Source organism: Paenibacillus donghaensis (assembly GCF_002192415.1).
In the GTDB taxonomy this organism is placed as follows: domain Bacteria; phylum Bacillota; class Bacilli; order Paenibacillales; family Paenibacillaceae; genus Paenibacillus_AQ; species Paenibacillus_AQ donghaensis.
Window position 1 is genome coordinate 1,644,682 of sequence record NZ_CP021780.1, and the last position, 22,909, is coordinate 1,667,590.

Below are 22,909 nucleotides of genomic sequence, written 5' to 3' on the forward strand. Positions count from 1 at the left end.
CCCTTTCGTACAGTTTAAAGTATTTCCTCCTCTGCGCGTCAATGGCGACGAGTTCCTTTTCAATTGTCTCCCGTTCTCTACGCGGATGCAGTGGTCCATTGTCGAACGAAAGCAGAGGCAGAGCGACTGCTGGAGCGATTGAAGGAAAGATTCAAGGACTGTAAACTCGAACTGCATCCAGAGAAGACCCGGATCGTTTATTGCAAAGCCTATGACCGCAAGGAAGATCGTACCGAGATCAAATCGAGTAGGCCCATGCAATTGCGCATGGGCCTACTCGATTTGAAATATAAGGATTATATGTTTTGCGCTTAAACTAGAAAGCTGAAGATGCTCCTTCCAACAGGGTCTTCAGCTTTCTTTATAGTATTGCAGTATAAGATTCTTATACGATTAACCATTGGTATTCAATATATAAAATGAAATGGAAGTACTATATAATCTGACTTGTGTAACCGAATATTGTTAAAAACAGAGGGGGAAATCTGCATGAAGAAATACGGATTTTTAGGGATATCTTTTACAGTCGCAGCTATGCTAGTCGCATCGGGTTGCGGCAACGGCTCGAATAATACCGCCACATCGGATACCACAACATCATCTAACAATACGGGAACCTCAAACGCTGAATCGACCGCGGCAGCGGAAGATGGTGGACTCAAGTGGGATGATGCCGCTAAGGACTATGTGATGGAGCCAGAAATCTCCTCCGGAGAGCAGTCGCTTAAAGTTTGGCTAGAATATGAGGAATATGCCAAAGCGCTAGTTGAAGCGTTTAAGGTGAAATATCCTAAAGTGAAAGTCGAGTATGAAGTCGTTGCAAAGGTAGACAGTATAGATCGTATGGCGCTCGACGGTGAAGCGGGCAAGGGTGCTGATGTCTTCATGTCCAGCTACAATAAACTGGCACAAGCAATCGATAATGCAACAGCTGCTCCACTCGGCAAATATGAGGAGACATTGAAGGAAAGAATGCCGGGCACGTTTATTGATGTGGTGAGCAAAGACAGCCAAATGTTCGGCGTGCCGATCTCAACAGAGTCGATTGCACTCTTTTATAACAAGACACTTTTGAAAGCGCTAACGGGCAGCGACAAACCAGCAACGACTTGGGATGAGGTTATGGAACTTGCCAAAACGTACAATGACAGCAAAACCAATCAATGGACAATCCGTTTCCTCGCGGGACAGCTCTATTACGCTTACCCGGTATTGTCCTCGCTCGGCTGGCATCTGTACGAAGATAATAACCTGGACGAGCCTCATTTTGACTCGGAGGCGCTCACGAAAGGTCTGAAATATTACAAGACCCTCCGCAGCATCTGGGATGTCAATTCCGCTGATGCGACATGGGATTCCATTGAAAGTGAATTCGTGAAAGGTAAGACTCCTTATGTCATTACAGGACCTTGGGTATTCAAAGACTTTGATAAAGCGGCTGCTGACAACAAATTCGAGTACGGTGTAACGACGTTGCCTAAAGTGGCTTCGGGTGATAAAGCGGCCTCCTTGACAGGGATTTCAGTCGCCCTCGTATCTGGTTATTCAAAGTATCCGGCTGCTGCAAGAGTGTTTGCTAATTTCATGGCCTCTGACGAAGGAGCTGCCGCATTGTATAAATCGATCGGCGCTATCCCGGCCTTACAGGCGGATCAAATTCAAAACGTTGAAGGAATTAACGGCAATGAGCATATCGCAGGCATTATCGCCCAATCGGAGAATGCCGATCTGACGCCGCAAATTCCGGAGTATATGTACACATCCGGCAACGAACTAATTGTCAATGTATGGGATAATCTGCTGTCGGTCGGCGATGCGCAGCAAAAGGCTGAAAAAGCTTATGCCGATCTGAAAGCATTGGGTAAATAAGCTGGCATGAATAACTCCAATAACAAACAGACAACGCCGGCTTGGGCAACAGGGATACTATCCGCAATTGTATGGGGGGGCGGCCAATGGCTGAACCGTCAGTATTTGAAAGGCCTCGTGTTCTTTCTTATTGGTGCAGGTAGCCTAACAGCAGAGTTGACAACCGGCCATTACAATGACATGTCAGCAGGCTTCCGCTTGCGAGATAACGGCGGCTTTTTCTTGAAAGGACTCTGGGGCCTCGTCACATTAGGTACACAGCCAAGGAAAATGGGGATGTCCGGGCTAACGCCCGGTGATCACTCCATCGTCTTAATGGCGAACGGAATTATCGCGTTATTCGTTATTTTGATTCTGGTCTTCTTCTACGTATGGAACATTAGAGATGCCGTGATGGCAAGACGCCGGATGAACGAATCTGGCATCCATCAAAGCTCGCTGCAAGATATGAAGCAGCTGTGGGAATCGATGTACGCCTATATCGTGCTGTCTCCGGCGGCGCTGCTGACCTTGTTTATATGCATACTGCCGATTGTATTCGGCGTGCTGATTGCTTTTACTGATTACAGCCGCAGCAATACACCGCCTACCAAGCTTGTCCATTGGGTCGGCTTCGACAACTTTGTAACGGTGACGCAAGTCTTCTCCTGGATGCATACGTTTCTGAACGTACTCTTGTGGACGTTCGTCTGGGCGATTTTGGCGACAATCACCACCTACTTCTTTGGGTTTTTCCAGGCGGTGCTGCTGAACAATTCGGATGTGAAGTTGAAGAAGCTGTGGCGGAGCATCTATATTCTGCCTTGGGCGGTTCCGGCGATGATCTCGGCGCTGGTGTTCAAGTCGATGTTTAACGGACAGTTTGGACCGATCAGCCAGTTTCTACTTGATACCGGCCTAACGGATGAGCGTATATACTGGTTCACTGATCCGAATCATACGTACCTTGCGAGAATATTAGCGTTATTAATCAATTTGTGGCTTGGTTTCCCTTATTTTATGGCACTTATCGGGGGCACATTGACGACGGTATCGGACAGCTATTACGAAGCTGCCCGGATGGATGGTGCGACTTCCAGCCAGACATTCTGGAAAATCACGTTCCCGATTGTATACAAGGCGACTGCGCCACTGCTGATGCTTTCTTTCGTCAGCAACTTCAATAACTTCGGAGTCATTTACTTCCTGACCGAAGGCGGACCTGCCAATCCGGATTACAATTTCGCAGGAAACACGGATCTCTTGATTACCTGGTTGTATAAGCTGACGCTCGATAACAGGCTTTACAATATGGGAGCCGTTATGTCTATTATCGTCTTCCTGATCGTGGCGAGCTTCTCGCTCATCAATCTGCGGAAATCGAAATCGTTGGAGGAGATTTAAGATGAAAGCTAAACGCACAAGCCTCACGACGATATTAAAAACTACACTGATCTACATCGAGCTCATCGTGGTAGCCGTTATCATCATTTATCCCCTGATCTGGATTGTCGGCTCTTCCTTTGGCAGTTCGAAGGGGCTTGCCAATGCTTCGCCTATACCGGATCATACCACCTTGAACAATTATATTGATCTCTTCCGGAATACGAACTTTCCAATTTGGTATGTGAACACGCTCAAAGTAGCGGCAGCCAATATGGTGTTTGGGGTTTTGCTTTCGACCTTAGGAGCCTATGCTTTCTCGCGGTTCAAGTTTAAAGGGAAGAAGGCGAGTCTGCTGACGATGCTTATCCTGCAAATGTTCCCGGCTTTCCTGACCGCCATAGCCGTATACATGCTGTTCCTGAACTTTGGTCTGCTCGATAGTCTGACGGGGCTGGCTATTGTAGGCGTTGCGGCACAGCTGCCGTATAATATCTGGCTGCTGAAAGGATATATTGATAACATTTCGATGAGCTTTGACGAAGCGGCCTTGATCGACGGGGCATCGCGTACGCAAATTTTTATTCGTATTATTATGCCGCTGGCATCGCCGATGCTGACTTTTTTAGCTGTATTGCAATTTGCCGCTCCTTGGATGGACTTTATATTGCCAAGGCTGCTTATCTCCAGTGAGGAGAAGAAGACTGTTGCCATTGGACTCTATTCCATGATCAGCGATCAGACGAAAAATGAATTCACTTTATTTGCGGCAGGCTCAGTAATCGTCGCTATCCCAATTGCCATTTTGTATATCGTACTGCAAAAATATTTGATCAACGGCCTAACAGCTGGCGGAGACAAAGGATAGGAAGGATAGATACAGATGAAACCAACTTTTATTAAAGGTGCAGACGTTTCCATGCTGAAAGAGGTAGAGGAGCTCGGAGGAGAGTTCTTCCTAGGGAATCAGAAGAAAGATTTGTTTGAGATTATGCAGATCAAGGGGTTGAATGTCGTCCGGCTCCGCTTGTGGGTAAATCCCTATGACGAGGAAGGCTGCCCTTATATGGGCGGTACGAATGATCTGGAGACGACCATCGAGCTGGCGAGAAGAGCGAAAGAGCAAGGCTTGCAGTTCATACTGTGTATTCATTACAGCGATTTCTGGACTGACCCGAAAAAGCAAATTAAACCAAAGAACTGGCAGGAGTTATCCTTCGAGCAGCTCGAGGAGAAAGTATACAACTACACTAGAGAAGTATTGGATGTGTGTGGAGCCTGTAACGTATTACCTGAGCTCATTCAGATTGGTAATGAGACAACAAATGGCATGTTGTGGCCGGACGGTAGAACACCGAAGTATTTGTTCGATCGGGAAAAATTTGAAGAGATGGAAGCGGTCGAGTGGAAGGCCGCCTTCGACCGACTGGTACGTTTATTGAACGCAGGAATTCGGGCGGCCAGAGAATCTGGTCCTATGAGAGTTATATTGCATCTCGATGCTGGCGGCGCAAACGTGCTTTATCGCACCTGGTTTGATGAAATGGCGGCGCGCGGCGTAGATTACGACATTATTGGTCTATCCTATTACCCGATCTGGCACGGAAGTCTGGAGGAGCTGCGCTTCAATCTTGATGATATTAGCGCCCGATATGACAAGGAGGTACTTATCATTGAAACGGCATATGGACATACGGCTGAGAGTCCAACAGGCGCGGATATTTTCACGGATGAACTGGCTAAGAATGCGGGTTATCCCCCTACTGTAGAAGGACAAGCACAGTTTCTATATGACTTGATGCAGACGGTCGATCAGGTGCCTGGTGGAAAAGGGCTTGGCATTGTGTACTGGGAGCCAGCGTGGCTGCCGGTGGACGGGACAACCTGGGCAAGTCCTGAAGGGATGAAGTACGGTAATGATGTCGCTCCAATGGGGAATCATTGGGCCAATCAAGCATGGTTTGACTTCCAGGGAGAGGCTCTCGATTCAATAGATGTGTTTCGACAATTTAAATCTAAGAAGGAGTGTTAATTGTGAGGAAATGGGTAAAAGTTAGTTTATTGCTGGTATGTGCCATCACGCTTATTCTGCCAAACATCGGCAGTAAGAAGGCAGAGGCCGCCGGTACGTTCATCCTGGGCGGGGATGTATCGATGCTGAACGAGGTGGAGCAGAAGGGCGGGAAATTCTACAAAGGCGGCGTGCAGAAGGATGCCTTGCAGATCTTGAGCTCAGATGGGATGAACTATGTCCGGCTTCGGCTCTGGGTGGACCCGTATGACAGCCAAGGCAATTCTTACGGCGGCGGTACGAACGACCTTGCAACGACAATTGCCTTGGCTAAACGGGCAAAAGCGAAAGGCATGGGCATTTTTCTTGATATTCAACTCAGTGATCATTGGGCAGATCCGGGTAATCAGACTAAGCCAAAAGCATGGAATAAGCTTACGTATTCTCAGCTAATAACAACCGTTCACGATTATACGCAAAGCGTCATTACATCGATGAAAGCTGAGAATGTCATGCCTGCAATCGTTCAGATGGGCAATGAAATACCTGGTGGCGTATTGTGGGATGACGGTAAGGTTGGAAATGGTCTTACTGACTTCACGAAATTGGGCGAGTTGTTGTCCGCTGGTATTGACGGAGTGAATGACGCGCTCTCTTCCGGAGAAGACATCCAAATCGTGTTGCATTTGGATCATGGCGGTGACAACAGCTTGTATACGTGGTGGTTTGACAACATTATAGCCAAAGGAGTCGACTTTGACATTATTGGCTTGTCCTATTACCCGTTTTGGCACGGCACCATGGGCGAGTTATCGTACAACCTGAACGATATCAGCAAACGGTATAACAAGGACGTCATGATTGTTGAGACGGCCTACGGGTTTACGCTTGACGACGGCGATGGTCTCGGCAACGTGTTTTATACAACAGAAGAAAGCGTGGGCGGCTATCCGGCATCTCCTGCAGGACAAGTTGCTTATATGCGGGATTTAAAAGAAATTGTGCAGGATGTGCCGAACGGTCACGGCCGGGGAATCTTCTGGTGGGAACCGACATGGCTTTCGGTAGAAGGTGCGAACTGGGGAACGGAAGAGGGCGCTCTGTATAATAATGATACGGGACTATTATCCAATCCGTGGGACAACCAGACACTGTTTGATTTTGACGGGAATGCCTTATCGTCGTTGTCTGTATTCAGCGAAACTACACCAACGAACCTGTTGACGAATGGTAGCTTTGATGCGAACGGCTATACGAGCACACCTTCCGGCTGGGGAGTATGGGCGAATACAACGGCTAATCTGAGCTCCATTAAGACAGGACAGCCGGGCGTTGTTGGCGACTATAAGCTGACTTTCTGGAATTCTGAAGCGTACAAAGCTTCGACTTATCAGGTGAAGACGGGTCTTGCGAATGGTACCTACTCGTTAACGGCTTGGGTATTAAACAGCGGGGGGCAAAATTCAGCCTATATTTATGCCAATAGCTATGGAGGAACCGAGAAGCAGACGGCTCTGCCGGTCAGCACAACATCATGGATGAAGGTCAGAATCGACAACATCCAGGTAACGAACGGGCAGGCGGAGATTGGCATCTATTCGGACGCTAATGCGAATAACTGGATTAACGTAGATAATGTTAAGTTTTATAAATCGTACTAATCTATAGTATCGTTATTGGAAATAAGAAGAGCATTTTCCTCACCTAGCGGCAAGCAAAATGCTCTTTTTCAATATTTGCTCAATTCCCGGTTTACAAGAAAAGGAATTTCATGCTGTAATACAGAAAAGTGTATTTTGAATTCAATTGCAGCTAGGTGGGGTCATAGTTGAAATGGGACGATGAGAACATACGGCGTGTATTCAATTCCTTAGAAAGGTCGCTCCCTTTATTTATTGAGACAATTGGATATAGTGCATGGGAGCTTATGTTTGTCAGGCCGGATGGTTATCCGTATTACCACTGGCTTTATACCCTAAGCGGAGAAGGCAGCTTTGAAATGGACGGGGAGCACTTCGCACTTACAACCGGGAAAGGCGCTCTACTGACACCATTTACACCGCACTCATATCATCCATTTTCAGATTCGGATCGTTGGTCTACGATCTATATTACCTTTGGAGGCACAGCTGCATCAGCAATATTAGATTCGCTTAACATGAATGTGTCTGCGATCTATACGGAGGAGGCAGATCAAGTATCATTCGCAGATGTAATTGGGGAAATGTTTTATAAGGCAGACCGAGATGAGGAGTTCTCTGGGTTGGAGTCATCGACGGAGCTTTATCATTTTCTAATGTTGCTGAGAAAATACGGGATGCGCAATAATCAGCCTTCGCTGTCGCAATACTACGATAAACTGCGTCCGGTTGTGCAGTGGATGGAGAGTAATTGCTCAGCTAACGTTGGACTTCCGGAAATTGTAGAGCAGGCACAGATAAGCGTTTCTTATTTAAATGAGCTGTTTCGTGACGCATTTGGTATGAGTCCGTATTCATTCCTCATTCAGTTGCGAATTCGACAGGCGAAGAAGATTATGATCACGAATCCAGATATGGCACTTAAGGAAGTGTCATTACTTGCTGGCTTTAATGATGTCAGTCATTTTGTCGCGACGTTCCGGAAGAAGGAAGGAATTACACCGGCCAAATACCGCGAACTGCATTTGTCAACTCGGGCAGACTAAATCTTATCATTGTAACACACTGGACAGTCAAAAGTTCTTGTCGAAAAATCGTAACGTGGAAAAATAACCCTATCGAGCGAATTATGGTATCCTTCTTGCATATCAGACCTCCATATAATTGATATAGATAATCTGGATGATTTGGCACAAAATTTTTATAATACTCTATGAGTTTATGGTGATTCAACAGTTATATTCTAATGACCCCATTTCCGTTATATGTGTAAGATCAGATTACAATTGACACAATCGTATTGCTGATATAACATTACTTCAAATATTAAAATACGTTGAGAAGGAATAGTACGGTTTTCCAAGCAAACAGAGAGCTGTTGGATGGTGCGAAACAGCCGTGGAGAAAATCGGAACTCGCCTTGGAGTTGCTCGCTGAACCAGTATAGTAGGTGGAGCCGGAGCCTGACCGTTATCACCAGGAGGATACAGGGCTTGTCCGTTTTTGCAACCCTGTATCCGTTGAGTGCATGCCGACTATGGCATGAATTCGGAGTGGTACCGCGTGAGATGTCAAAGTCTTTCGTCTCCTGTTAGTGGAGATGAAAGGCTTTTTTTGCGCATTCGATCTTTGGCAAATAATTACAGAAATCGATGAAAGGAAGGATATCCATGAAAAATGTTGAGAAATACGCCAGAGGATATTTTATGCAGCCGGAGACAAGCTTGAACTGGACCCAAAAGGAATATATTACAGAGGCGCCGATTTGGTGCAGCGTCGACCTTCGCGACGGAAATCAGGCATTAATTGTTCCGATGAATCTGGAGGAAAAGCTTGAATACTTCAAATTGCTTGTAGATATCGGATTTAAGGAAATCGAAGTCGGATTTCCCGCAGCATCGGAAACGGAGTTCACCTTTCTACGCACATTGATCGAGCAGGAATTGATTCCGGATGATGTAACGATCCAAGTGCTTAGCCAATCGAGAGAGCATATTATCCGCAAAACTTTTGAAGCGCTGAAAGGCGCGAAAAAAGCTGTAGTACATTTGTACAACTCGACATCCGTGGCGCAGCGGGAACAGGTATTCCGCAAATCCAAAAAAGAAATTATCGACATCGCTTTGAATGGCGCCAAACTGTTGAAGCAGTGCGCGGAGGAAACGGAGGGGAATTTTCAGTTCCAGTATTCACCCGAAAGCTTTACAGGTACAGAAATTGATTTTGCGCTGGACATCTGCAACAGCGTGCTCGGCGTATGGCAGCCGACGGCGGAGAACCCAGTCATCATCAATCTTCCTGCAACGGTATCCATGTCGATGCCTCACGTCTACGCCAGCCAGATCGAGTATATGAGCGAGCACCTGAATTTCCGGGAGCATGTTATTTTGTCGCTCCATCCGCATAACGATAGGGGAACGGGTGTGGCGGATGCGGAGCTGGGGGTACTGGCCGGAGCCCAGCGCGTCGAAGGCACTTTGTTCGGAAACGGGGAAAGAACAGGGAACGTAGACATTGTGACGCTGGCTCTAAACATGTATTCACACGGGGTAGACCCGAAGCTGAATTTTGAGAACATCCCTGCGATCATCAGCGTTTATGAACGACTGACCAAAATGAGAGTAGGCGAAAGACATCCTTACGGAGGTGAGCTTGTATTCACCGCTTTCTCCGGTTCGCATCAGGATGCCATTGCTAAAGGAATGAAATGGCTCGAGGAAAAGGAGCCCCGGCATTGGTCGGTCCCTTATCTGCTAATTGATCCCAAGGACATCGGTAGGGAGTATGAAGGCGATATTATCCGCATTAACAGCCAGTCCGGCAAAGGCGGGATCGGATACGTGCTGCAGTTGAAGTACGGACTCGATCTCCCGACGAAAATGGGCGAAAACTTTGGATACTTCGTTAAAAACGTATCGGATCAGCAGCAAAAGGAACTGATGCCCGATGAAATATACGATATTTTCTTGAAGGAATATGTAAATATAAAAACACCTGTCGAGTTTGTCAAATACCGCATTACAGACAATGAAGATTTTCAAACCATCGTCACTATACGGACCGGCAATGAAGTCAAGGAAATTGAAGGCACCGGAAACGGAAGACTCGATGCGATCAGCAATGCTCTGCAAACCGATCTTGGAATGCATTATACCGATTTGATCTATAAAGAGCACGCTCTGGAAACAGGCTCTAAATCACAAGCTGTCTCTTATATCGGTATCACGGCTTCAGACGGTAGCGTATATTGGGGTTGCGGCTTTGACGTTGATATTATGGCCTCATCTGTAAAAGCTCTGTTTAGTGCTGTGAATCAATTTAGCCGTAATACCACTAACAGATTACTCGCTGACGGTTAGGAGCGCATAATAATTGAAATAGAGTGAAAGAGGAGCTGCACTTATGAGAACAATAGGTCTTATCGGTGGCATGAGTTGGGAATCATTATTACTTTATTATCAAATGATCAATCAACGGGTTAACACGGCTGTAATTAATGTTATTGACAAAATATTTGACTATAAGTAATATTGAAAAATATTTAAATGAAGTTATGACCATAAAATTAAATAACTTGTAAGCTATGATTGCTATGGATCACACTATAGCAGGAGCAGCTTCTGGAGAGACCGTGGGGATTCCCCGGCGCCGAAGGGTTCACAATCTCAGGCAAAAGGACAGAAGAGTACTGAATAATCTATTTGTTATTTTGATAATCTTCAGAATAAATAATGTATTTTATTTAATATTCTTAGACCTAGAGATTGGAGCGCCTCCAGTCTCTTTTTTGTTGTTATTTTCACTTGTTCATAATTTCACATACAAGAACGAGAATTATCCAGAGTGTAGAGGGGGAGCTTCATTTGGCACCACAAGAATTAAAGAGAGATTTACAGAATCGGCATGTTCAGCTCATTGCAATTGGGGGAACCATCGGTACCGGACTATTTTTAGGATCAGGAAAAGCTATTCAGCTGGCAGGACCCTCCATCATCTTTGCTTACTTAATCGTGGGTATCGCCGTTTTTTTTGTGATGAGGGCATTAGGAGAACTTCTGTTGTCTAAAGCAGGTTATCAATCGTTTACAGACATTGCCGAAGACTATCTTGGACCGCGGGCAGCATTTGTAACCGGATGGACCTATTGGTTCTGCTGGATCATGACGGCAATGGCTGATATTATCGCTGTTGGGGTATATGTGCAATATTGGTTTGACATCCCGCAATGGATACCTGCTGTCATTTGTTTAATCATTTTATTAGGACTTAATTTATTAACTGTAAAAAGTTTTGGGGAATTGGAATTCTGGTTTGCTCTAATCAAGGTAGTGACGATCCTCGCGTTGATTGCCATCGGAGCGTTTCTGGTGGTGATTGGTTTCAAGACAGATGCCGGAACGGTTGCTCTCAGCAATATTTGGGCACATGGAGGCGTATTCCCAAATGGGATTTCAGGTTTCTTACTTTCCTTTCAAATGGTTGTATTTGCATTTGTCGGGGTAGAATTGGTCGGTGTATCGGCAGCGGAAACCTCCAATCCAGAGAAAAACATTCCGTCGGCTATTAATAAAATTCCATTAAGAATTCTATTTTTCTACGTTGGTGCCATTATTGCCCTGTTAAGCATCAACGCATGGACGGAGCTGAATCCGGCAGAGAGTCCTTTTGTCAAAACGTTCAGTCTAGTGGGGATCCCGATTGCCGCAGGAATTATTAACTTTGTCGTATTAACCTCAGCTGCGTCTGCTTGTAACAGCGGGATGTTCTCCACAAGCCGGATTCTCTATAATTTAAGCAGGAAGGACCAGGCCCCATCCCATTTTGCCAAGCTGAATAAAAATCATGTACCAAGCAATGCTTTATTCATATCCACGCTTGTCTTGTCAGTGGGAGCTCTTTTGAGTAGGCTGATTCCCGAACAAGCTTTTGGAATCGTGACAACCATTAGTGCCATTTGTTTCATTTGGGTTTGGGGTGTTGTTCTGATTTGCCATTTGCGGTATAAGAAAACAAAGCCGGAATTGCAGGCCAAATCAAAATTTAAAGCACCGTTCACACCATTTATTAATTATGTTGTCCTGGCGTTGTTTGCGATAATACTCATCATTATGCTGTTTGCTGAAGACACGCGTCCGGCCTTATTGTTGACGCCTTTATGGTTTATTCTATTATTTGTTTTGTATTCGACGAATAGAAGAAAGAGGGAAAGAAATAGTACAGAATCAACAACAGCCACTTAATTCCATATTAACTAATCAACCCCTTCACTACGGACACTATAGCCTCTATTTATGCGATTTTGCCTATTTTTCTACAGTTGCGGACCGTAAGACCCTTATTCGGCGAATTCAGGCATCAAACGAAGCAAAGTTACTCCAATAGCGGCTCCTCAGTCCGTAAAAGCACCATATAAGCCAAATTTAGCACAAATAGCGGCCCCTCGGTCCGTAACAGAAGGCAGATGGATGCAGGCAGGCGAAAAGCCTAGTAGGATAGTTTAGCTTTAATAGTTCTCTACCACTATGTAAAAGCTTTCCTACAGTATAATTTGATTAGTAGAATATAATGAAAGATACTGTAATCAATTTATGGGGTGAGAATTTGTCAGATATAATTTTAGATAATATCAAGATTACAGCAGACTCGAAGGATACTGATTACAATCAGGTGTGTGACAATCTATATGAGTACAATGTTCGTGCAACAAATGGTTTACTCAAGAAACCTGGCAAGGATATAAATTTATATCTAAAAGATGAATCAGGCAAAGTCGTAGGAGGCTTGTTTTGTGAAACCTGGTCTTATGGTTTGTATCTTGATGTATTTTGGATAGCTGATGAATACAGAAACAAAGGATATGGAAAAATCATGATAGTAGAAGCAGAGAGACAAGGGAAAGAGCTTGGCTGTATATTTGCTCATACTTGCACATTTACATATCAATCGCCGGAATTTTATCAGCGCATGGGCTATGAGGTTTTTGCCGTGAATGATGAATATCCGGAAGGAATTAAACAATTTTTTCTGAAGAAGAAATTGTAGCGAAATATTGTTAAAGAAAAGGTGAGGTAAAATGATTAGAAATTTTACGAACAATGATATGAATGAGATTATAGATATTTATACAAGAGAAAATAAACCTACATATGAAGAAATAGAAAATATAAGAAATTCGAAACAAATCCTAGTATACGATGAAGATGGAATAAAGGGTTTTATTCATATGAATGTATATGAAAATAAGTGTGACTTTGAAATGGGGATTTCATCCGAGGAACATATTAAATCAATAGGTTCACAACTTTGGGCTGAGGCTAAAAAACGGATGGAGGGAAATTCTGTTACCTCGATTAATACTTGTCATATAAAGAATGGAATTTGGGAAGGTTTTTTTGACGAGATTGGGTTTGATTATTGGTTCTCATATTATAAACTCAAATATATTAGTGGTAAATATAAAGAACCAGAACTTGATGTGAAGAAATATGAAGACGAATATTATATGCAGGAAATCAGCCTTGAAAGTGAAGCGTTCTCAAAATTAAGAGCAGAGAATGATATTACCCCTCATAACTGGTATTTGAGTGCAAGTAAAGATACTTTAGCGCATCATAGAAAAGAAAGATTGATAGATAAAGATAATTTTTATTTGTTCTTTAAAGAAGGGGAAATGATAGGTGCGGCAATTATTGCTAATGCAGAAATTCCCCTATTCTTTGTTAATAGTAAGTATCAAGGAGAAGGTTATGGAAGGAAAATACTTGAATTTGCTGTAAATCGAGGTCTGGAACAGGATCCAAATGGTGTTGATTTAGAGGTGTTAGCTAGTAACGAGAAAGCGTTACAGCTATATACAAGTACGGGATTTGAAATCATTCAAGGGTATGTTAATAGAAGATTACAAATAGTTTGAACTAATGGAAACACTGTGAAATTGGGAGTATTGATTATGAAGATTCACTTCTAAATCATGGTGCATATTGTATCGTTGAGGATGATGATTATATCATGGCATTTGCGGTTTTTGCTCGTTACAGCCATGATGAAACCTTATTAAATTTTATGGGGAAGCAACTTAGTAGACATTTTAGCCCAAATGAAACAAGAGAAGTTTGTTTTAATGTGTATGGGAAAAATAGGGAACTGATTCAATTTCTTAAAGAACATGGTTTTGTGACCGATATGGAAGGTTTTCAGCTTCAGTATGATTTCAGCAAGGAAATGAAAATGCCGGAGACATTACCACTTGTAGAAAAAGGATTTTCCCCGGAGATGCTCAGCCATTTTATTCAATTATTTGAGAAAGCTTATTATGACTTGAATCTTGAAAATGGCTGGAGCACAGATAGCTACCAAAAAGATCCGGATCATTTCATGAATTCCCTACAAGATTACGAATCAGAAGAACGGGTAAGATCTTTTTGGATGGATGACAAATTGATTGGCGCCTATATTATTACAGGTGAGTATATTCGAGATTTTGTTATACATCCCGAATACCAGAGCCGCGGTTATGGAAGCCTGATGTTGAAAAATAGTATTCACCGTATGTCGAAAGTAATGGGAATGGACAATATATTCTTACGTGTGGCTAAATCCAATAGCGGGGCCAAAAGGTTTTACGAAAGAAATCATTTTATCGAGCTTTCCAATTTCGCAGAGCATACTTTTGTGGCAAAAATCTGAAGAATGTAGAAGTGTTGGATTCGTTGTTGCTTTGGGGCTAATTGATGCTTACGGAAACGATAATTCAATAAAACAGCGGCAGTCCAGGACTATAGTTTCTCGTCCAAGACTGCCGCTGTTTGGATTTATGGGATGAGTACAGCGGCGCGGCATCTTACTGTACATGCACACCACTGTAAACGCCAGGCTCTACTTGCTGCGCGGGATCAGAAAGGCACTCGTCAGCTTCTCGAAGCCGATCTGCGGGTAATAGTCGATCGCGGACGGAGCGGCGAGCAGCAGCAGCATCGACTCCTCGCCCAGATGCTCCTGCAGCGTGGCGATCAGTTTCTTGCCAATACCCTGCTGCTGATACTCACGGCATACCGCGAGATCGGATAAATAGCAGCAGTAGGCATAGTCGGTGATGGCCCGGGCCAGCCCCACGGGCTGATCCCCGTCCCAGGCGGTCACCAGAATGTCGGCATGCTCCAGCATTCGGCCGATGCGGGCCAGGTCCTCCACCGGACGTTTGATCCCGGAGCTGATGAAGATATCTGCCGCTTGCTTGGCCGTGAGCGGGGTGTTTATTTGATAAGTGATAGTCATGATTGAGCACTCCTTATGATTAGGGATCATTGCTTGTTACTATTTAGGTCACGCTGAGGATGTTTAAGGCAACGCTGGAGCTTTCAGAGGAATTAGCTGCAGAATCGGTTACTACTTAGGACCCAATAGGAGGGGAGCATCAAACCACATCAGTCCAGTCCACACCGAATTAGTTGCGAATCTGCATCTAATTCGAAGATTTTTGCTGTTTTAGAGCAAATAAGTGCGAAAACGCATCTAATATCGGATTCTGAGCCTTAAACCATCGTTTTACTTGAAAATAGTTGCAGATTCGCACGTATTTGCCCAATAACAGGAATTCCAGCGAAATTAAATGCACTTTTGCAGCTAATTTCTCTGAAATCTCTAGTAGTGTAGCATTTTACATCTTCAGAGGACCTAAGTAGTAGATTTGCAACTAAACTGGTATCTCCCATTTTATTATAAAAGCTTCCGTTTGGAAATAAGCGCAATGGCCTCCTCAACCGTCAACGTTAGCTCCTCCCGTTGCTGCATATCCTTCAGCTGCACCTTGCCGGCGGCGGCTTCGCTCTCGCCGATCAGCAGCGCGTAGCGGTTGCCTGCGGCCACCGCAGCAGCCAGCAGCTTCTTCAGCTTGCGCCCGCTGGTATCCAGCGCCGTGCGGATACCCGCCGCGCGTAATCCGGCGGCGGCCAGCAGCGCCTGTGGCAGGGTGTCGCCAATCGGCAGCACCACGACCTCGGCTGCGGTACTCACCGTACCGGACCGTTCGGCCAGCAGTGCCATGATGGACTCCATCCCGAACGACAGCCCAACCGTAGGGTAGGGGATGTCCTCGCGACCTACCAGCTGTCCGATGATTGCGTCATACCGGCCGCCGCCTCCAAGGCTTGAAGGGAAGACGCCCGAAGCATCGAAGATTTCATATACGGTGCCGGTATAGAAGGAGAGGCCGCGTGACAGGAAGGGATCAAAGCGGCATGTATCTTCCAGGCCGATGGCGCGAAGCAGCAGTTGGAGAGCCAGCACATCCTTCGCACCCGGCTTGCCAACCAGGCCGTATTGCGCCGACAGCTGCGCGAAGTCCGGTGTTTCCGCAGCGATCAGCTGCAGGATGGCATCCGTTGCAGCGGCATCCAGCCCTTTGGCCAGCAGCTCGCTGCCCACTCCGGCGCTGCCGATCTTCGCCAGCTTATCAAGTGTCAGCATCACAGATTGCTGCTCCGGCTGGGGCACACCCAGCGCCTCCAGCACTTCGCTCAGAAACTGCCGGTTGTTCCACTTGATGATCACCGGCAGCTCCAGCCTGCGGAAGGCTTCTGCCGCAAGCAACATCAGCTCGGCCTCCGCCTCCGGTCCGGCCACCCCGACCACATCGGCATCGCATTGGAGGAACTCGCGCAGGCGGCCTTTTTTGACCGGGCCGTCACGGAAAACCTTACCCATCTCATATCGCCGGTACGGCAGTTCGATCCCCGGATTCAGCGCAATCACCTTGGCGAAAGGGATAGTGAGATCGTACCGTAGGCCAAGCTTGCGCCCGCCCTGGTCGCTCAGCTGGTACATTTCCTTCAGGATTTCAGCCCCGCCCGCATATTTGGAGGTCAGCAGCTCCAGCTCGCAGAGCAGGGTGGTGTCCATGGACTCGTAATTATAAACGACAAACAGCTCCTGCAGCACCTCCTGTACCTGGCGCCGCAAGGCTTGCTCTTTCCCGAAGAAGTCGTAGGTTCCTTTTACATTTTGCATTATTAGCAGCTCCTTTGTTTCTGTTTGTGGATTTCCAGTACGTTTCTGCCGAAACAAGTGGAAACGGCTTCGCCGTCCTTTTAAAAGGACGGGGACGTTTCAGCGAGAAATAGAAGGATAATTTATGGCGTGAAACATATAAATTCTTATATTTACAAAAAAACGCGCAGGACCTCTTGGTCCTGCGCGCTTACTATGCCGCAGGGAGGTCAAACGCGAAAAGCGTTAGAGCTCCCTGAAAATTTCAGGAGTGCTAACGCTGCTTGTGATGATGAAGTTGATTCAGTATAGTTAAACTTGCGTTCACCGGAATCAAACCCTTCAGACTGGAATACAGCCGATTATAAACGAAGGGCGAAACACATGCAACCCATAACTTGCTGCACTGCCGCAAATAAGAGAGGACTACTAAATGTATGAATATACCGCAGCTTATTAAGCAAACCGAAGAATATGTCAAAGACCAGCTGGCGCATGACACGACAGGCCATGACTGGTTTCATATCGAGCGGGTGCGCAACATGGCCCGCGAAATCGCCGGCATCGAGCAAGCTGATGTGCTCGTCTGCACACTGGCGGCGCTGCTTCACGACGTAGCCGACGAGAAGCTGAATCCGTCCAAGGAAGCCGGGTTGCAGAAGGTACGGGACTGGCTGGAAGCACAGCTGGAGGACCGGGAAATTACCGAACATATCATGCTGATTATTGAGACGATGTCCTTCAGCGGCGGCGGTGGTGCGCCGATGCAGACGCTCGAAGGGCGGGTGGTGCAGGATGCCGACCGGCTGGATGCGCTGGGGGCGATTGGCATCACCCGCACCCTGGTATTCTCCGGGGCCAAAGGTCGTCCGGTCTATGATCCGCAGATTTCCCCGCGCGATGAATCGCTGAAGCAGGAGTACCGGGATTACAGCAAAGGCACGGCGGTCAATCATTTCTATGAGAAGCTGCTGAAGCTGAAGGATCTGATGAACACGGACCACGGGCGCGAGCTGGCAGAGGAGCGGCATGCGTTCATGCTGGTTTTTCTTGAACAGTTCTACAAGGAATGGAATGAAGGCAGCGAATAGCTGCTATACTAGGAGTATGCACGAGATGGTAAGAACGCGGGGAACCCTGCTGGAACCGGAACAATCAGCATAGAAGAGGTAATAAGCGATGAGTGAATTAACATTTAAGGATTATGGGCTGGATGAAGAGATTGTCAGAGCCCTGGAGACGCTGAATTATGAGCAGCCGACCGAGGTGCAGCGCAAGGTGATCCCTGTAGCACTGAAGCAGCAGGATCTGATCGTCAAATCGCAGACCGGCAGCGGCAAGACCGCAGCGTTCGGTATCCCGGTCTGTGAGCTGGTTGACTGGACGGAGAATAAACCGCAGGCGCTGATTCTGACGCCAACCCGGGAGCTGGCCGCCCAGGTCAGCGAGGATATTACCCATATCGGCCGCTTCAAGCGGATCAAGGCCGTGGCCCTGTTCGGCAAGCAGCCGTTTGCGCCGCAGAAGGCCGAGCTGGCACAGAAGACACATGTTGTCGTAGGTACGCCTGGACGGGTGTTTGATCATATCGAGCGGGGTTCACTGACGCTTAGCCGGATCAAATATCTGGTGATTGATGAAGCGGACGAGATGCTGAACATGGGATTCATCGAGCAGGTGGAGAAGATCATCAAGCAGCTGCCGAAGGACCGTGTGACGATGCTATTCTCGGCGACGCTGCCGGAGGCCGTCAAGAACCTGTGCCGCAAATATATGAGCGGGCCGGCTGACATCGAGATTGAAGCCAGCGGCATCACCACTGCGACGATTGAGCATGCCTTAATTGAAGTGCCGCAAGCTGCTAAGTTCTCGCTGCTGAGCGATATCATCACGGTGGAGAACCCGGACAGCTGCATTATTTTTTGCCGGACCCAGGATCAGGTGGATGCCTTGTTCAGAGGGTTGGCCGATCTGGACTATCCATGTGACAAAATCCATGGCGGGTTGATGCAGGACGAGCGTTTTGAGGTGATGAATGCGTTCAAGCGGGGCCAGTTCCGTTACCTGATCGCCACCGATGTGGCTGCCAGAGGAATTGATATCGAGAATATTACCCACGTGATCAATTACGATATTCCGCTGGAAAAAGAAAGTTATGTACACCGCACTGGCAGAACGGCCCGAGCGGGCAAAGCGGGCAAAGCGATCACCTTCGTCACCCCGAATGAGCAGAAGTGGGTCCGTGAGATTGAGGAGTATATTGGCTTCAGCCTGCCTCCGATGAAGGCTCCGTCCGATGCAGCAGTGGAGCATGCGAAGGCCGCTTTTGAACAGAAGATCAACAAGCAGCCGGTTCTCAAAACCGGCAAGAGCGAAATCATGAGCCAGGACATCCTGAAGCTGTACTTCAACGGGGGCAAGAAAAAGAAGCTGCGCGCCGTTGATTTTGTCGGCACGCTGGCCAAGCTGGAGGGCATGACCGCAGCGGATATCGGAATCATTACGATTCAGGACAATGTGTCGTATGTCGACATCCTGAACGGCAAAGGCCCGCTGGTGCTGAAGGCAATGAAGGAAACCACCATCAAGGGCAAGCTGCTGAAGGTGTATGTCGCCAATAAATAGGACAAGCCAAGTTGATTTCACCCGCACAAGCTGGCCAGCAAAGGCAGGAGTTACCGTACCTGTCCTGCAGAACACAACTAAACGCAAACAACCTGTCTTCCGTCCACATGGACCGGGAGACAGGTTGTTTGCGTTATTCAGCTTACTGGCCTATAGAGAGAAGGCGGGAGGCCTAAGTAATAACCAGAATTCAGTCTATGCAGCAGCCTAGGCTCCGGCCTCGCTGTAGGCTCTGAGCTCGACCACTTCCGCATATCGGCTGCCATTAGTGGATTCGATCACTACCCGGAGGCCGCGCGTCTGCACAGGCTGCTCCAGCCGATGCACCACGGTGCGCCGCCGGTTGTTGGTTATCCGCGTTATCTCCTGCCACTCTCCAGAGCCATTCAGGGCTTCCAGCCGGTAATTCCGCACCAGCTCGGGAATCACCGTGAATGGGGTGCGGTGATGATGGAGGTTGATCAGATCCTCATTCACATCATCGTTGAAGGTCAGCTGAAGCTCCGCCAGCGCCTGCTCCTGCTGCCAGGACAGCTCCAGCCATTCCGGCTGGCCCTCCTGCACGGCAGCGGACATCCATTGCTGCGGTCCGCCGAATGGACGGCGGTAGCCGTCAATCACCCGGCCCGCTGCGAATGCCAAGGTAGGCGATGCCAGGCGGAAGCACAGCGGCTGGCGGGCCTGACCTTGCATCGCCCAGCGCAGCACCAGCTGTTCCATCGAGTGGTCCTCCAGGTTCTGCGGGGCATGCGGCTGAGCCTTCTTGTAGAAGGTCAGCACGCCACTGAGCGGCTCGGCGGAAATGTGGAGTGTAATCGCTTCGTTGGCCTTAATGACTACAAATGCATTCTGCGGTTCAGACGGTTGCCACTCCAGGCTAAACCGGACCCATTGCTGCGTGCCGCGCTGCACAGCGGCAGTGGCTGTGGACAGCAGGGCATGCGGCACATAGTTCTCCTTGCGCCCCGTGTCCCACAGCTCTATAGTGATTTCGCTGTCAGTCTCCGCATCTGCGAGCAGCTCGAACCCGGAGAAGCCGGGATCGACAGGGAAGAGCAGGGCAACATCCTGCCGCAGCGGGCAGGCGGCCGCAGGGTGCTCCAGCGCCAGCACCGACCGGGTGCTGGAGGCGCGGACATCGGCCTGGCGGGCCAGATCCAGCGGATCAGCGTTCAGCAGCCCGATGATCGACGCATCCTGGCGCAGCAGGGTCTGCCGCAGCAGCGGCAGCTGCTGATCATGCAGCTGCCTTGGCGTAATGCCCAGGCGGCTGCTGAGCGCTGCCCCGGTTCCGGCCGCCTCGCCGATCACCGCGCAGGTGGCCATGACCCGTGTCGTGCCGAAGGCGACATGGGAAGCGCTGATATCCCGCCCGGCCATCAGCATATTCCGCACATTGGCGGAATACAGCGAACGGAACGGGATGGAATAGACGCCATCGGCGTGCTGGTGCTTGGAGCCACTGGCCTCGGCGTACATGCCCTGCGGCGGGTGCAGGTCAATCGACCAGCCGCCGAAGGCCACGCCGTCCGCGAACTCGCGCTGGGCGATAATGTCATTCTGGTTCAGCACGTAATCGCCGATGAAGCGGCGGTATTCCCGCTTGCCCGGCATTGAGCCGACCCATTCCAGGGTCATGTTCTCTGCGCTGAACTTGCCGGAGTTCTTGATGTAGTCCCAGATGCCGTAAATAACGGACCACAGTTCGTCACGGATCTTCTCATTGTCGTGCACCGTATCGTGCTCGCCTCCCCATTCAATCCACCAGTAATGACAACCGGAATCCCCGCTCTGGATCACCCGGCGGATCGGAATGGAGGTTGCGGCGATATCCTTGGCGAAGGAAGGCGGCACGAAGTTGACCGGCATCCCGGCATCCTTGGTATAGAACAGCAAAGTGCTGCCAAGCGTAATGTCGTCTGCCACCTCCGGCGCCCATTCTTCGCCGTATTCGCTGCGGGCTTCCCGACCAAGCGCAAACTTCGCTCCCGCCAGAAATCCGATCAGTCCGTCACCCGTGCAGTCCAGATAGAACTTACTCTTGAAGGTAATTCTGCGTTCCGAGCCCATCATCCAGCCGGTTACCGATGTGATGGTGCGGTCAACTTCATCGCCCTGCGCTTGGACCTCATGCACATCTGTATTGAGAAAAAGTGTGATATTCGGTTCCGCCTTCACCGCTTCAAGCACCACCAAATCCCACAGATAGGGATTGCCTTCAGGGTTGCGGTACTGATTCTCCACGAACAGCTCACCCATGATTCCGGTTTCACGGGCGTAGCGGTTGATGCCGTGGGCGGTTGCCCCGCAAACCCAGACGCGTACTTCGCTGCTGGCATTGCCACCCAACACCGGCCGGTTCTGGACCAGGGCCACCGATTGTCCAAGCCTTGCCGCCGCAATGGCAGCGCAGACTCCGGCCAGTCCACCCCCTATGACCGTGATCTCATTCTCTATAAGCTCCTCTTTCATCATCGTCCACCTCATGTTTGGAAGTATTGTACAGCATATCTCTAATTTCATAATGAACTTGCCAGTTTACTTTTGAAATACACTATACTATCATTGGGCATATACTTTATTTCATCAAGGTGGGTTGGATCATGGAGCTGCTGAATCATATCTACTGGAAGCAGAAAGCGCAGTTTGCGCTAGCCAGTGACTGCTATGAGAGTTGGGTAGCTTTTGGCGTGGAAGATGGGACATTCCGTTATGAGATTGCTTCCCATTCCGGGAGCGCAGGCTTCGGCGATCTGGTGGTCTGTCCTCCCGGAACGCCATTTGTACGTCAAACGGTCACCCCGTTGACCTTTCATTATTTTCAATTCAGCTGCTCTGCTGCTGAGGACGGGATAGCGCCGACCGCAGGGATTATCCATATCAACGATACGAAGCGGCTCAGCTCCAATTATGCCTATTTGCGGGAAGCCGCCGAGGACCACTCTGCCGCAGCGTTAACATGGAAAAGCCACCTGACCACAGATCTGCTGCGGCTGCACCAGCTGGAGAGCGGGCGGGAGGCGCAGCAGCGGCGGTTCACCGAGGATGCGCTGATGGCGGAAGCCGCCGAGCGGATTGCCGCCCAGGCAGCGGGCGAGCTGAGCCTGCGTGAGCTGGCGCACGCTCTCGCGTTAAGCCCCGTTCAACTTACACGGCGGTTCCGCGAGGCTTATCAGGAAACACCTTCGGCGTACCTGAAGTCACTGCGTCTGCAGAAGGCCAGAAGTCTGCTGCAGGAAACGGAGCTGACCTTGGCGCAGATCGCGGAGCGCTGTGGGTACGAGAACGGCTTTTACCTAAGCCGGGTGTTCACGAAGGAGACGGGTGTCAGTCCGGCGGCTTACCGGCAGCAGCATCGGGTCTAGGGCAGGATCTTGCTCTGCGCTCTATCCCAATAGAACAAATCTGTGCATAACCG

17 protein-coding genes, 1 riboswitch and 1 other annotated feature are annotated in these 22,909 nt (G+C 48.4%); of the genes, 14 read left to right on the forward strand and 3 right to left on the reverse strand.

Annotated elements, in window-relative coordinates:
* Nucleotides 1–489 precede the first annotated feature (489 nt).
* The 11 genes from B9T62_RS06905 to B9T62_RS06955 all read left to right on the forward strand — a co-directional run bounded on the left by B9T62_RS06905 (nt 490) and on the right by B9T62_RS06955 (nt 14,568).
* A complete protein-coding gene (locus B9T62_RS06905) occupies nt 490–1,869 on the forward strand; it encodes an extracellular solute-binding protein (protein ID WP_157685492.1) in 1,380 nt (459 codons plus the stop codon).
* A 6-nt stretch (nt 1,870–1,875) separates the two neighbouring features.
* The gene (locus B9T62_RS06910; RefSeq protein ID WP_087914588.1) at nt 1,876–3,252 is read left to right on the forward strand and encodes a carbohydrate ABC transporter permease; all 1,377 of its coding nucleotides are present in this window, start codon (nt 1,876–1,878) and stop codon (nt 3,250–3,252) included.
* Nucleotide 3,253: 1 nt separating this feature from the next.
* Nucleotides 3,254–4,099 carry a sugar ABC transporter permease gene (locus B9T62_RS06915; protein WP_087914589.1) on the forward strand — a complete coding sequence of 282 codons (846 nt, stop codon included), beginning with the start codon at nt 3,254–3,256 and terminating at the stop codon, nt 4,097–4,099.
* 15 nt (nt 4,100–4,114) lie between these two features.
* Nucleotides 4,115–5,263 carry a glycoside hydrolase family 53 protein gene (locus B9T62_RS06920; RefSeq protein WP_087914590.1) on the forward strand — a complete coding sequence of 383 codons (1,149 nt, stop codon included), beginning with the start codon at nt 4,115–4,117 and terminating at the stop codon, nt 5,261–5,263.
* Between the two features lie 2 nt (nt 5,264–5,265).
* Entirely contained in the window at nt 5,266–6,903 is a 1,638-nt protein-coding gene (locus tag B9T62_RS06925) for a glycoside hydrolase family 53 protein (RefSeq protein ID WP_087914591.1), read from the forward strand.
* A gap of 167 nt (nt 6,904–7,070) precedes the next feature.
* Complete coding sequence (locus B9T62_RS06930; protein WP_245864372.1) at nt 7,071–7,928, forward strand: AraC family transcriptional regulator; 858 nt, start codon at nt 7,071–7,073, stop codon at nt 7,926–7,928.
* 281 nt (nt 7,929–8,209) lie between these two features.
* Nucleotides 8,210–8,474, forward strand: a binding site (T-box leader).
* Nucleotides 8,475–8,552: 78 nt separating this feature from the next.
* A complete protein-coding gene (gene leuA, locus B9T62_RS06935) occupies nt 8,553–10,241 on the forward strand; it encodes a 2-isopropylmalate synthase (RefSeq protein ID WP_087914592.1) in 1,689 nt (562 codons plus the stop codon).
* A 251-nt stretch (nt 10,242–10,492) separates the two neighbouring features.
* A riboswitch (glycine riboswitch) is annotated at nt 10,493–10,573 on the forward strand.
* A 172-nt stretch (nt 10,574–10,745) separates the two neighbouring features.
* Nucleotides 10,746–12,122: an amino acid permease gene (locus tag B9T62_RS06940; RefSeq protein WP_087914593.1), complete on the forward strand. Its 1,377-nt coding sequence runs from the start codon at nt 10,746–10,748 to the stop codon at nt 12,120–12,122.
* Between the two features lie 325 nt (nt 12,123–12,447).
* Nucleotides 12,448–12,924, forward strand: coding sequence for a GNAT family N-acetyltransferase (locus tag B9T62_RS06945; RefSeq protein WP_245864373.1), 477 nt, complete (start codon nt 12,448–12,450; stop codon nt 12,922–12,924).
* A gap of 31 nt (nt 12,925–12,955) precedes the next feature.
* Nucleotides 12,956–13,795: a GNAT family N-acetyltransferase gene (locus B9T62_RS06950; protein ID WP_087914594.1), complete on the forward strand. Its 840-nt coding sequence runs from the start codon at nt 12,956–12,958 to the stop codon at nt 13,793–13,795.
* 95 nt (nt 13,796–13,890) lie between these two features.
* Nucleotides 13,891–14,568, forward strand: coding sequence for a GNAT family N-acetyltransferase (locus B9T62_RS06955; protein WP_087914595.1), 678 nt, complete (start codon nt 13,891–13,893; stop codon nt 14,566–14,568).
* A 189-nt stretch (nt 14,569–14,757) separates the two neighbouring features.
* On the opposite strand, the gene B9T62_RS06960 is transcribed toward B9T62_RS06955, so the two are convergent.
* A complete protein-coding gene (locus B9T62_RS06960) occupies nt 14,758–15,156 on the reverse strand; it encodes a GNAT family N-acetyltransferase (protein ID WP_087914596.1) in 399 nt (132 codons plus the stop codon).
* Nucleotides 15,157–15,597: 441 nt separating this feature from the next.
* Nucleotides 15,598–16,887, reverse strand: a complete 1,290-nt coding sequence (locus tag B9T62_RS06965) for a histidine--tRNA ligase (RefSeq protein ID WP_087914597.1) — start codon at nt 16,885–16,887, stop codon at nt 15,598–15,600.
* A 416-nt stretch (nt 16,888–17,303) separates the two neighbouring features.
* Between B9T62_RS06965 and B9T62_RS06970 the strand changes: the two genes are divergently transcribed.
* Entirely contained in the window at nt 17,304–17,957 is a 654-nt protein-coding gene (locus B9T62_RS06970) for an HD domain-containing protein (protein WP_087914598.1), read from the forward strand.
* A gap of 88 nt (nt 17,958–18,045) precedes the next feature.
* On the forward strand, nt 18,046–19,491 hold the full coding sequence (locus tag B9T62_RS06975) for a DEAD/DEAH box helicase (RefSeq protein WP_087914599.1): 1,446 nt from the start codon (nt 18,046–18,048) through the stop codon (nt 19,489–19,491).
* Between the two features lie 207 nt (nt 19,492–19,698).
* Here the strand turns inward: B9T62_RS06975 and B9T62_RS06980 are convergent, their stop codons facing one another.
* A complete protein-coding gene (locus B9T62_RS06980; protein ID WP_087914600.1) occupies nt 19,699–21,963 on the reverse strand; it encodes an FAD-dependent oxidoreductase in 2,265 nt (754 codons plus the stop codon).
* Between the two features lie 131 nt (nt 21,964–22,094).
* Between B9T62_RS06980 and B9T62_RS06985 the strand changes: the two genes are divergently transcribed.
* Nucleotides 22,095–22,856, forward strand: coding sequence for an AraC family transcriptional regulator (locus B9T62_RS06985; protein WP_087914601.1), 762 nt, complete (start codon nt 22,095–22,097; stop codon nt 22,854–22,856).
* The last annotated feature ends 53 nt before the right edge of the window (nt 22,857–22,909 follow it).